This is a genomic window from Methylobacterium sp. WL120, assembly GCF_008039465.1.
Taxonomy (GTDB): domain Bacteria; phylum Pseudomonadota; class Alphaproteobacteria; order Rhizobiales; family Beijerinckiaceae; genus Methylobacterium; species Methylobacterium cerastii.
The window spans coordinates 1-11,848 of record NZ_VRUT01000147.1 but is presented as its reverse complement, the minus strand read 5'-3'; the positions used below and the strand labels follow the sequence as shown (position 1 = coordinate 11,848).

Sequence of the window (11,848 nt, the reverse complement as noted above, 5' to 3'; positions counted from 1 at the left end):
GCGGCGGCGGGGCCGTCGCCGCGGGCGGCGTCGCGACGGGCCGCTCGTCCACGGGGGCTGCGCCGTGCGGCAAAAAGTACTGGACCAGGGCGGCGAGGCAGCCCGCGACGACCAGCAGAAGCGAAATCCGCAGAATCGCCGAACCGCTCAGCATCTCCTCTCCCATCCCTGTGATTTTTCAAACTCTTGCCAGGATAGGGACTTCACGCTGCTTGAGCAAAGCGCGGCATCGACGATCGAGGCGTCGTCAACAGGTGTCGGGGCCAAGACATCACATCGAGACATCGCCTTCCGACGACGCCAACGGCGGGAACTGGATCGAACGTCCCGCCGGGGCCGACGCGCATCCAGCCTCCGGCATCGACGCCGGGTCCGCGGCGGCCCATACCGGCCGGAATGCCGACCACCCGTCTCGACACCGTCCTCGCCGCCCCCGTCGCCGCGGCGCGGCGCCATCTCGCCGAACGCTTCGGATCGGTGCGCTACCTGCCGGCCCTGTTCGCGCAGGTGCGCGCCGCGAGCCCGCGCCTGTTCGCCGCAAGCCTCGCCCTGCGCCTCGTCGGCGCCGGCCTCCCGGTGGCGACCCTATGGCTCGCCAAGCTGATCCTCGACGCGATCGTGGCGGAGCACGCCCGGCCGCGCGCCACCCCGATGAGCCTCGACGCGTGGCTCTCGGACCCGCACCTGTCGCGGCTCGCCGCCCTCGTGGCCGCCGAGCTCGCGCTGGCGATCCTCGCCGACCTGATCGGCCGCCTGAGCACGCTCGTGGACGGCTTGCTCGGCGACCTCTACTCCAACGCCGCCTCGCTGCGGCTGATGCGCCATGCGGCGGCCCTCGACCTCGCCCAGTTCGAGGACAGCGCGCAGCAGGACCGGCTCGAGCGGGCGCGCCGGCAGGTCACCGGTCGCACCAGCCTGATTGGCCAGGTGTTCGGGCAGGGGCAGGCGCTGGTGACGCTGCTGTCGTTCGCGGCCGGCGTCGCGGTCTACACCCCCTGGCTGATCGTGCTGATCGCGGCGGCCTTGATCCCCGCCTTCCTCAACGAGGCGCACTTCACCCGCGCCGGCTACCGCCTGGCCTGGATGCGAACCCCGGAGCGGCGGCGGATCGACTACCTGCGCTACCTCGGCGCCAGCGTCGAATCGGCCAAGGAGGTCAAGCTGTTCGGCCTGAACGGCTACATCACCGACCTCTATGCCGGCTTGGCCGACAAGGTGGTGGCCGACAACCGCGCCTTAGCGATCCGCCGTGCCGGCTGGGGCGGCGCGTTCGCCGCGCTCGGGACGCTGGCCTACTACGCCGCCTACGCCGTCATCGTCTGGCGCACGGTGGCGGGCGGCTTCTCCATCGGCGACCTCGCCTTCCTCGCCGGCGCCTTCCAGCGCCTGCGCGGGCTGATCGAGGGCCTGCTGCTGGGCTTCACCCAGATCGCGGGCCAGTCGCAGTACCTGGAGGACCTGTTCTCGTTTTTCGCGATCGAACCATCGATCCACTCGCCCGACCGCCCCGTGCCCATGCCGGCGCCGATCCGGCAGGGCCTGACGTTCGAGGATGTCGGCTTCCGCTATCCCGGTTCGGAGGCCTGGGCGGTGCGGCACCTCAGCTTCACGCTGGCGGCCGGCGAGACCCTGGCGCTCGTCGGCGAGAATGGCGCCGGCAAGACCACCATCGTCAAGCTGATGACCCGTCTCTACGACCCGACCGAGGGGCGCATCCTGCTCGACGGCCTGCCGCTGCCGGCCTACGACCTCGACGCGCTGCGCGCCCGCATCGGCGCGATCTTCCAGGACTTCGTCCGCTTCGACCTCACCGCCGGCGAGAACGTCGCCGTCGGGCGGATCGAGGCGCGGGACGATTCCGAGCGCATCGGCCGGGCGGCGGTGCGCGGCCTCGCCGACGCGGTGATCGCGCGGTTGCCGGGCGGCTACGACCAGCCTCTCGGCAAGCGCTTCGACGGCGGCGTCGACCTCTCCGGCGGCCAATGGCAGAAGATCGCCCTGTCGCGCGCCTACATGCGCGACGCCGAGATCCTGATCCTCGACGAGCCGACGGCGGCGCTCGACGCGCGCGCCGAGTACGACGTGTTCCGCCGCTTCCGCGATCTCAGCGCGGGCCGGGCGGCGGTGCTGATCTCGCACCGCTTCTCCACCGTTCGGATGGCCGACCGCATCCTCGTGCTGGAGGACGGCAAGGTGCTCGAAGCCGGCACGCACGACGCGCTCCTCGCCCGCCGCGGCCGCTACGCCGAGCTGTTCGAGCTCCAGGCGGCCGGCTACCGCTGATCCGGCCCGGCATTGCTCCGGATCTGGCATTGCTCCGCGCCCGGCACCCACTACCTGCAGCCTGCGCCTGCGCATGACTTTTCACCTCGGCGGTCGCCGCCTCGGGAGTTTCCACGATGCCACGTCACGCCACCGCCCTCGTCGCCGCGCTCCTCGCCGGCGCGGCCTGCTTCGGCGAAACGGCGCACGCGGCGCCGGCGACCCCGGATGCCGCGACCAAGCCGGCGCCCGAGAGTCCGAAGTCCCAAAAGCCCGAGCCGGTGATCCTCGCCAACCATAAGGCGGTCTACGACCTGTCGCTGGCCTCCAGCGGCGGCACGCGGTCGGTCGAGAGCGCGCGCGGGCGCATCGTCATCGACTTCAAGGGCGACGTGTGCCGCGGCTACACCATGCAGACGCGGCAGGTTACCGTGCTCGAATCGGGCGAGAGCGGCGGCCGCACCTCGGACCTGCGCAACACCACCTTCGAGGGCGGCGAAGCCCGCGACTTCCGCTTCCGCACCGTGACGGTGCTGAACGGCCAACCGAGCCCGGCCGTGGACGGTACGGCGGATGCGAACGGCGACGCCTTCAAGATCCGGCTCAAGGAGCCGAAGAAGGAGCAGGTCTCGGCCGCCGGCCCGGTGCTGTTCCCGAGCCTGCACATGCGCCGCCTCGTCCAGGCCGCGCGGGCGGGCGAGACCACGATGTCGGCCAAGGTCTTCGACGGCTCGGACGACGGCAAGAAAGTCTACGACACCCTCGCGATCATCGGCCGCCGCGCGACGGGGCCGGCGAACGCCGCCGCGTCCGACCGCGACAAGCCCCTGCACGAGGGCGCGATGGCCTCCGTGTCGCACTGGCCGGTGACCTTGAGCTACTTCACCCAAGGGGAGGGCGAGCGCACCCCGATCTACACCCTGACCTTCGACCTCTACGAGAATGGGGTCAGCGGCGCGCTCAAGCTCGATTACGGCGACTTCGCCATCCTGGGCGACATGACCCGCCTCGACCTCGACAAGGCGCCGGACAAGCCCTGCGCCCCGTGAGCGGCGCGGCGGCGCCTGTCAGAACTCGTCGGAGCCGCGCGGGGAGAGCCTTCCCCACGCCGCCGCGATCCGCTCGGGCTTGACGTCGAGCCCCTTGGCGCAAGCGAGCAGGACACCTTCGTCGCCCATGACGTGGTCGAGGACGCCGGCCAGGAAGGCCGGGTCGGACAGCGACGCCCGCACGGTCTCGGGCGAGAGACCGGTGGCGTTCAGGAACGGGAACAGCCGGTCCTCGTCGGCGACGATCCAGCCGAGCACGTCCACGGCTAGGTTGTGGTCCGCGCCGGTGGCTCGCCCGGACCCATCGTCTTGAAGTGATTTGCGATTCATCAACATCTGGCGCTTACAAAGGAGGGAAGTCGGGTAACGTCCCGTAAAGGACGCGCGGCGGCACCGGGATCGAAGCGTGATGAAGAAGACGGTGCTCATCGTCGAGGACAACGAACTGAACATGAAGCTCTTCAACGACTTGTTGGAGGCCCATGGCTATGCGACCCTCAAGACGGCCAACGGCATCGAGGCGATCGAGCTCGCCCGCGCCCACCATCCCGACCTCATCCTGATGGACATCCAGCTCCCAGAGGTCTCGGGTCTCGAAGTGACCAAATGGCTCAAGGAGGACGACGACCTCAAGCACATTCCGGTCGTCGCGATCACCGCCTTCGCCATGAAGGGCGACGAGGAGCGCATCCTCGAAGGGGGCTGCGAGGCCTATTTGTCCAAGCCGATCTCCGTCGCGAAGTTTTTGGCAACAGTTCGCACGTATCTTGCCGACAAGTAGGGTTCGGATCGAGCCCTCGCCGGCGCCTTCGATCGCCCGCTGAAATTTTGTGCGAGGAACGATGTCGGCCCGCGTCCTGATCGTCGACGACCTCTTCCCGAACGTGAAGCTTCTGGAGACGAAGCTCGCGCTGGAATATTTCGACACCGTCGCGGCCATGAACGGCCCGGACGCGATCGCGATCTGCGAGAAGGGTCTGTGCGACATCGTCCTGCTCGACGTGATGATGCCCGGCATGGACGGGTTCGAGGTCTGCCGCATCCTCAAGAACAACCCGCTCACCGCGCACCTGCCGGTGGTGATGGTCACGGCCCTCGACCAGCCCTCGGACCGCCTGAAGGGCCTCGACGCCGGCGCCGACGACTTCCTGACGAAACCGATCGACGACACCGCCCTGTTCAGCCGTGTGCGCAGCCTCGTTCGCCTCAAGGCCGTCACCGACGAGCTACGCAGCCGCGCGCTGGCCTCGCGCGAGTTCGGCATGGGCGACCCGCTGGCGCTCGCGACCGCCGAGACCGGCCTCAACGCCAACCTGCTACTGGTCGAGGACCGGCGCGGCTCGGGCGAGCGGATGGCGGCGGCGCTCGGCCAGTACCACACGGTCACGGTCGAGGCCGACCCGCAGGCGGCGATCCACGTGGCGGCCGAGGGCAACTTCGACCTCGTGCTCGTCAGCCTCGACCTCGAAGGCTTCGACGGGCTGCGCCTGTGCAGCCAGCTGCGCAGCCTGGAGCGCACCCGGCAGGTGCCGCTGATCATGGTGGCCGAGGCGCATGACCGCGCCCGGATCGTGCGCGGCCTCGATTTCGGGGTGCACGACTACCTCCTGCGCCCGGTCGACCGGAACGAGCTGGTGGCGCGGGTCCGCACACAGATCCGCCGCAAGCGCTTCTCCGAGGTTCTGCGCAGTGCCGTGCAGGCCTCGATGGAGATGGCCGTCACCGACGGGCTCACCGGCCTGCACAACCGGCGCTACCTCGACAACCACCTCGCCGGCCTGTTCGCCGATCCGCGGCTGCGCGAGCGCCCGGTGGCCGGGCTGATCCTCGACATCGACCACTTCAAGGCGATCAACGACACATACGGCCACGAGGCCGGCGACGAGGTGCTGCGCACCTTCGCCGACCGCGTGCGCCTGCACACCCGCACCATCGACATCGTCGCCCGCTACGGCGGCGAGGAGGTGGTCATCCTGCTCCCCGACGCCGGGCTCTCCGAGGCCTACGCCATCGCCGAGCGCATCCGCGAGCGGATCGAGGGCACGCCGTTTCAGGTCCACCGCGACACCCGCAGCGTCGCCGTCACCGTCTCGATCGGCGTCGCGAACCGGCGGCCCGAGGATGTCGGCCCCGGCGAGATGCTGAAGCGGGCCGACCTCGCGCTCTACCGCGCCAAGGCCTCGGGCCGGAACCGCGTCGAGGCCCAGGCGGCCTGACACCCGCCGACCTCGGCCGAGCCGCCTCCGCTCGCCCCGACGTCGCCGCACCGCCGGTTGACACCCGTCCGCGCTTCGCCAACACCTCGCGCCGTTCGCGGCCGGGGCCGCCGGCACCTGCACCCGCGGCCGCTCCGGCCTTCGGATGGGAGTCCTGTGACGACGATGGCGGCGATGCGCTCCTACCTCGATTTCGAGAAGCCCGTGGCCGAGCTGGAGGCGAAGCTCGAAGAGCTTCGCGCCGTCGGCGCCCGCGACGGCGCGGTCGCGATCAGCGAGGAGGTCGGGCGGCTGGAGGCGAAGGCGGCGCAGGCGCTGGCCGAGATCTACGCCAACCTCACCCCCTGGCAGAAGACGCAGGTCGCCCGGCATCCGCAGCGCCCGCATTTCGTCGATTACTGCGCCCGGCTGATCGAGGAATTCACGCCACTGGCCGGCGACCGCGGTTTCGGCGAGGACGCGGCGATCGTCGGCGGCATGGGGCGCTTCCGCGGCCGTCCGGTCTGCGTGCTCGGCCAAGAGAAGGGCGCGACCACCGAGACGCGCCTGCGCCACAACTTCGGCATGGCGCGGCCCGAGGGTTACCGCAAGGCGGTGCGCCTGATGGAGCTCGCCGACCGCTTCGGTCTGCCGGTGCTCGCCTTCGTCGACACCGCCGGCGCTTTCCCCGGGATCGAAGCGGAGGAGCGCGGGCAGGCCGAGGCCATCGCCCGCTCGACGGAGGCCTGCCTCGGCCTCGGCGTACCCAACGTCGCCCTGGTGATCGGGGAGGGCGGCTCGGGCGGCGCCATCGCGCTCGCCACCGCCAACCGCGTCTTGATGATGGAGCACGCGATCTACGGCGTGATCTCGCCGGAGGGCGCCGCCTCGATCCTGTGGCGCGACCAGGGCCGCGCGCCCGACGCCGCCACCGCGATGAAGATCACCGCGCAGGACCTGATGCGCCTCGGCATCATCGACACCATCGTTCCCGAGGCGACCGGGGGCGCCCACCGCGACCGCTCAGGCGCCATCGCGGCCGCAGGCGACGCCCTGGCCGGCGCGCTCGCCGAGTTCGACGGGGTCGGCGCCGACGAAATCCGCGACCGGCGCGCCCGCAAGTTCCTCGAGATCGGCCGGCGCCTGTGAGCGGTCAGGAACCCGGCGGCCCCTACGGCACCGGCTTCCTGCGCGGGCTTGGACGAAGGCTCGGCGGCCTGCTCGCCAGCGAGCGCGAGCCCGGCCTCGTCAACCACGTCTCGCTCGGCGCCCACTGCCAGATGGCGCATGTGCTGAAGACGCTCGGGCTGCGCACCTGGTCGGGGCCGTTCGACTGGATCTTCACCATGCCGGGAATGGTCCGCGACTGCGTCGCCGACGACTTCGCCGACCTCCTCGACCGGACCCAGCTCGAGACGATCCCCCTGGCCGAGCGGCAAGGCGAGGGCATCTGGCGCGGACGCCACAGGCTGTACCGCGAGCGCCACGGCCTCGAATGCGTGTTCAACCACCACGATCCGGCCGCCGACGACGCCGACTACCGCTTCCTTGCCGACGGCGTCCGGCGCCTGCGGATCGCTTTGGCGAACCCCGCCGCCGAGAACCGATTCTGGCTGCTGACGCACCTCCACACCCCGATGGATGTAGTACAATCCATCTGCGACGCTTTGGCACAGTCCGATTCACGGAACCATTTAACGTTTTTGCAACACCTGCCGGGGGCGTGCGAACGCCGCGTCGTCACCGGCGAGGCGACGCGGCCGGACCTGCGTTGGCTTGCGGTGGAAACCCCTTCCGCATCAATCGGTTTGCGGCTCGCCGAGCCTGCCGACGACGCCTTCCTGGTCGACGTGATCGCGGCGGAGTCGCGGCGCCCGGTGCCGCCATCCCCGTGATCCCCACGTTGGCCGTGCTGGGCAGGGCGGCGGGACGCCGATCCTTGCGGTAACGGAGGGGTAAGTTTACCAAAGCTAGAGAGTGGGGGAGTGACGCACGACGGTTGCCGCCAAGGCCCGCGCGCGGTGTGTTCGAGGACGAGGTTCCCCCATGGCTGTGCGCCGGTTCGCCGTTGCAAGTCTCGATCGCGCGTCCCGTTTGCTCGCGCCCGTCGTCGTCGCGGCCGCCCTGACCCTCGGCGGCTGCCAGGACGGGATGATCAACGGCGCCTCGACGCGCTCGCTGACGCCGATCCCGCCGCAGACCCTGTCCCTGATGCAGACCAAGGGCATGCAGCAGGGCGATCCGATCCTGATCCGCGCCTACAAGAAGGAAGCGGAGATGGAGGTGTGGAAGCGCGGCACCGACGGCCGCTACGCGCTCCTGAAAACCTATCCGATCTGCCGCTGGTCGGGCCAGCTCGGGCCCAAGCGCAAGCAGGGCGACCGCCAGGCGCCCGAGGGGTTCTACACGATCACCCCCGGCCAGATGAACCCGAACTCGTCCTATTACCTGTCCTTCGACACCGGATTCCCGAACGCCTACGACCGGGCGAACGGCAGCACCGGCAACTACCTGATGGTCCACGGAACCTGTTCGTCGGCCGGGTGCTTCGCGATGACCGACGCGTCGATGTCGGAGATCTATGCCGTCGCCCGCGAAGCCTTCGCCGGCGGGCAGCGCGCCTTCCAGTTCCAGTCGTATCCGTTCCGGATGACGGCCTCGAACATGACCAAGTACCGCAACGACCCGAACGCCCCGTTCTGGCGCAACCTCAAGGAGGGGGCCGACTACTTCGAGGCCCTGCGCGACGAGCCGAAGGTCGGGGTCTGCGGCACGAAGTACGTGTTCGGCGGCGCCGACGCGGGGGCCGGATCGTGCACGCCCAAGGTCGACCCGCTGGTCGCCGAGAAGCGCGCCCACGACAACCACGAGATCGCAGAGCTCGTCGCCAAGGGCACGCCGGCGACGCGAGTGGTCTACGACGACGGCGGCGGCAACCCGGTGTTTCGCGCCGAGCAGAGCACGGCCTTCGCCAACCTGTCCGGCACCGAGACCGAGCTGCCCTACAGCGCCAAGGATTACGGCCGGCACAACCTCGGCGACGTGAGCCGCCCAGAGAGCTTGGCCGCCGGCCCGCGCGAGATCGAGGTCGACGCCAAGGGCCGGCCGGTGATGCTCGCCGCCGCCCCCGAGGCGCCGATCCCGACGAAGGCCGCCGCCGCCGCCCTCGGCAAGGGGGGCAAATCGGATGCGGCCAAGTCCGATACGGGTAAGTCCGATACGGGTAAGTCCGATGCAGGAAAGCCCGGCGCGTTGAAGCCCGCGGCCCGGACGCTGATGGCCAAGCAGCCCGACCCGGCCGACGACGACGCCAAGGCGACCGAGAAGGCCAAGCCCGTCCGCATCACGGTCGCCGGCGCGGACGACGACCCGAGCGCCTACCAGAAGCTCCTCGGCAAGGTCTTCAACAAGGAGACCGCGCCGGCCCCGGCGACGCCCACCGCAGACGCGGTGGTGGCCGAGCCGGTGAAGGCGGCGGCGCAGACTGTGAAGCTCGCCCACGCCGCCCCGCGCCCGGTCCGCAAGGTGACGACGGCGCTTCGCACGGACAAATCCGACAAGGATTGATCGCCCGTCGAGCACCTGAAACGAAGAGAGCCGCGGGTCGAAGGACCGGCGGCTCTCTTCGTTCGCAGAGCGATACTTTTAGATCAGCGGGCGGTCGCGGTTCATCAGCCAGAGCGCGTGGATCATGCCCGGTAGGCCGAACATCAGCGTCAGCACGATGTTCAGCAGGAACTGCAGGCCGATGCCGTTGGTCACGAGGACGGCGATCGGGGGCAGGAAGATCGCGAGGAGGATGCGGACGAGCGACGACACGGGAACTCCGGGTATGCAGGCGTTGTCGCAGGTGGAACGAAGCTCGGCCGTTTCCGTTCCAGCCCCGGCCGGGGGATCCCCCCGGCGTTCCGCGCATGCGCCGGCCATATCCCCGCCGTGAACTCGCCCGATGAGGCGGCCCGCGCGCCTTCCCGTCGAAGGCATCCCCGCGCCGCCGAGGGCGTTCCCCGTGACAGCACCGATCCGGCCCAACCCTCCCGACGGTCAGGCGATCCCGCGCGAGCGTCCCTGGACCGGGCCGGGCTTCGTCGAGTTCGTGGCGATCATCGCCCTGATGATGGCGGTCACCGCGATCTCGATCGACAACCTGCTGCCGGCCTTCCCGGCGATCCAGGACAGATTCGGGGTCAGCGACCCGAACCACCTGCAATGGCTGATCTACGTCTACATGATCGGGTTCGGCGCGGCGCAGATCGTCTACGGCCCGGTCTCCGACGCGCTCGGGCGGCGTCGCGTGCTGCTGGGCACGCTCGCCGTCTACGTCGCAGGCACGCTGCTGGCGATGGTCGCGCCGTCGTTCGGCTGGCTGCTCGCCGCCCGCGTGATCCAGGGGCTCGGCGCCGCAGGCGGCCGGGTGCTCTCGACCGCGATCGTGCGCGACCGCTTCGCCGGGCGCGAGATGGCGAGCGTGATGTCCTTCACCATGATGGTGTTCCTGATCGTGCCGATGATCGCGCCGGCGATCGGCGGGGCCATGCTCGCCCTCGGCTCCTGGACCTACGTCTTCGTCTCGATGCTCGGTCTCGCGGGGCTGCTCGCGGTCTGGTTCACGGCGCGCATGCCCGAGACCCTGCACCCGGAATACCGCCGGCCGCTCTCCTTCGCCTCGACCTGGGACGCGTTGCGCACGACGCTCCGCTGCCGCGTGGCGATCGGCTACGCCACCGCGCTCGGCCTGCTCACCGGCTGCATCATGGGCTATGTCGGCTCGGCCCAGCAGGTGTTCGACACCGGGCTCTACCACCTCGGCGCGCTGTTCCCCCTGGCCTTCGGCCTGGTCGCCGGCGCGATGGGCGCGGCGACCCTGGTCAACGCGCGGGTGGTCCGCCGCCTGGGGATGCGGGCGCTGTCGCATGCAGGCCTCACGGCCTTCGTCGCGGTGGCGCTCGGACAGGTCGCGATCGGGCTCAGCTATCGCGGGCATCCGCCGCTGGTCCTGTTCCTGGCCGTGCTGGCGGCCAACCAGTTCCTGATCAGCTTCGCGATGCCGAACTTCAACGCGCTGGCACTGCAGCCGCTGGGCGCGATCGCCGGCACGGCCTCGTCGTTCCTTGGGTTCTACACCACGATCCTCGGGGCGCTGTGCGGCTTCGTGATCGGCCAGTGCTTCGACGGCACCACCCTGCCGATCGCCTTCGGCTATGCCGGGCTCGGCGCCGCGGCGCTCCTGGTGGTGGCTTGGACCGAGCGCGGAAAGCTGTTTCGCGGCGGCGTCTCCGGTTGAGGGCGACCGCCGCTTAACCCGGTCTTCAGGGGCGCGGGGGACGATGCCGCCTTCGCCCCACACCACCGGAGTCCACGCGTGATCGCCCGAGCCCAGGACGGACTGCTCCTCGCTGCGCGCCTCTTGCTCGCGGCCGCGCTGCTGCCGACCGGCATCGCCCGCGCCCTCAACGTCTCGGGCTTCGCGCTGACGCTGGCCGGCGCCGGCGTCCCGGCCCCGAACGCGGTGGCGACGCTCGCCGTGGTCGTCCAGGTGTTCGGGCCGCTGGCGCTGATCGTCGGCGTGCTGCCGCGGATCACCGGCGTCGCGCTGGCCGGGTTCGCCGCCCTGACGGCGGTGCTGCTCCACGCCTTCTGGCAGTTCTCCGGCCCGGCGGCCGCAGCCGAGCGCACCCTGATGCTGGCCGATTTCGGGCTCGCGGGCGGCTTCCTGATCTATGCGCTGACCGGACCGGGCGCCTGGAGCTGGCAGGGCTGGCGCTCCGGCACGGCCGGCCGGCCCGTCGCGAAATCCGCGTCGAAAGCCGCGGCCAAAGGTGGCGCGAAGGCCAGCGCCAACTCAAACCGCCCCCGCCGCGCCAAGGCGGCCTGAGACGGGCTCGCGGCGGACCGCGCTACCGCGCTACCGCGCTGCGAGCGCGATCAGGCCGAGGTGCCCGGCGATCCCGAGGAACCCGACGAGGTTGATCCCGAAGACCCGGCCGCGCAGCCTCACGTCGTCGGTCAGGGTCTGCACCGCCGTGTGCGCGAGGCGGCCGGCGACGAACAGCCACGCGCAGGCGACGTCGAACCGGCCGACCTCGCCCAGGGCGACCAGCAGCGCGACGCAGCCGACCATCAGAACCGGCAGCTCGAACTGGTTGGCGAGGTTCCGGGTGATCCGCGCGACCGCCCGCGGCTCGTCGCGCCCGAGCACGAAGGCGTCGTAGCCGACCTCGCCCCGCCCCACCGCGCGCAGGCGCGCCAGCGACAGCCAGACGTAGAGCGCCATCATCAGCCCGATCTGGGCCATCACCGGTTGCAGGATCAGGGCGTTCAAGGGAGGCTTCCGCGGGCGGG

The 11,848-nt window shown here is 70.5% G+C and carries 12 protein-coding genes; 9 read left to right on the top strand and 3 right to left on the bottom strand.

The window, feature by feature from the left end; translation table 11 throughout:
• Window positions 1-396 precede the first annotated feature (396 nt).
• Both FV229_RS21445 and FV229_RS21440 read left to right on the top strand, forming a co-directional pair.
• Window positions 397-2,283, top strand: coding sequence for an ABC transporter ATP-binding protein (locus FV229_RS21445; protein WP_147753904.1), 1,887 nt, complete (start codon window positions 397-399; stop codon window positions 2,281-2,283).
• A gap of 116 nt (window positions 2,284-2,399) precedes the next feature.
• Window positions 2,400-3,311: a cell envelope integrity EipB family protein gene (locus FV229_RS21440; RefSeq protein WP_147753903.1), complete on the top strand. Its 912-nt coding sequence runs from the start codon at window positions 2,400-2,402 to the stop codon at window positions 3,309-3,311.
• Between the two features lie 18 nt (window positions 3,312-3,329).
• Here FV229_RS21440 and FV229_RS21435 read toward each other — a convergent pair whose 3' ends face one another.
• Window positions 3,330-3,575 (bottom strand): DUF3572 domain-containing protein, encoded by a 246-nt coding sequence (locus FV229_RS21435; protein WP_246686145.1) that lies wholly within the window; start codon window positions 3,573-3,575, stop codon window positions 3,330-3,332.
• Between the two features lie 145 nt (window positions 3,576-3,720).
• On the opposite strand from FV229_RS21435, the gene FV229_RS21430 reads away from it, so the two are divergent.
• From FV229_RS21430 to FV229_RS21410, 5 genes are all read left to right on the top strand, one after another.
• Window positions 3,721-4,092: a response regulator gene (locus FV229_RS21430; protein WP_147753907.1), complete on the top strand. Its 372-nt coding sequence runs from the start codon at window positions 3,721-3,723 to the stop codon at window positions 4,090-4,092.
• Between the two features lie 61 nt (window positions 4,093-4,153).
• Window positions 4,154-5,527, top strand: a complete 1,374-nt coding sequence (locus FV229_RS21425) for a PleD family two-component system response regulator (RefSeq protein WP_147753901.1) — start codon at window positions 4,154-4,156, stop codon at window positions 5,525-5,527.
• 174 nt (window positions 5,528-5,701) lie between these two features.
• Window positions 5,702-6,655: an acetyl-CoA carboxylase carboxyltransferase subunit alpha gene (locus FV229_RS21420; RefSeq protein ID WP_187275233.1), complete on the top strand. Its 954-nt coding sequence runs from the start codon at window positions 5,702-5,704 to the stop codon at window positions 6,653-6,655.
• Window positions 6,652-7,401 carry a DUF1796 family putative cysteine peptidase gene (locus FV229_RS21415; protein ID WP_147753900.1) on the top strand — a complete coding sequence of 250 codons (750 nt, stop codon included), beginning with the start codon at window positions 6,652-6,654 and terminating at the stop codon, window positions 7,399-7,401. Before FV229_RS21420 ends, FV229_RS21415 begins: the two co-directional genes overlap by 4 nt.
• A 151-nt stretch (window positions 7,402-7,552) precedes the next feature.
• On the top strand, window positions 7,553-9,073 hold the full coding sequence (locus FV229_RS21410) for a murein L,D-transpeptidase family protein (protein WP_246688280.1): 1,521 nt from the start codon (window positions 7,553-7,555) through the stop codon (window positions 9,071-9,073).
• Window positions 9,074-9,151: 78 nt separating this feature from the next.
• Here FV229_RS21410 and FV229_RS21405 read toward each other — a convergent pair whose 3' ends face one another.
• Window positions 9,152-9,325, bottom strand: coding sequence for a YqaE/Pmp3 family membrane protein (locus FV229_RS21405; RefSeq protein WP_147753899.1), 174 nt, complete (start codon window positions 9,323-9,325; stop codon window positions 9,152-9,154).
• Window positions 9,326-9,515: 190 nt separating this feature from the next.
• Here FV229_RS21405 and FV229_RS21400 point away from each other — a divergent pair, with 190 nt between their 5' ends.
• Both FV229_RS21400 and FV229_RS21395 read left to right on the top strand, forming a co-directional pair.
• A complete protein-coding gene (locus tag FV229_RS21400; RefSeq protein ID WP_246685498.1) occupies window positions 9,516-10,790 on the top strand; it encodes a multidrug effflux MFS transporter in 1,275 nt (424 codons plus the stop codon).
• A gap of 78 nt (window positions 10,791-10,868) precedes the next feature.
• Entirely contained in the window at window positions 10,869-11,381 is a 513-nt protein-coding gene (locus tag FV229_RS21395) for a DoxX family protein (protein ID WP_147753897.1), read from the top strand.
• Window positions 11,382-11,411: 30 nt separating this feature from the next.
• Here the strand turns inward: FV229_RS21395 and FV229_RS21390 are convergent.
• On the bottom strand, window positions 11,412-11,848 hold a 437-nt coding region (locus FV229_RS21390; RefSeq protein ID WP_348644201.1), incomplete at its 5' end, for an MAPEG family protein.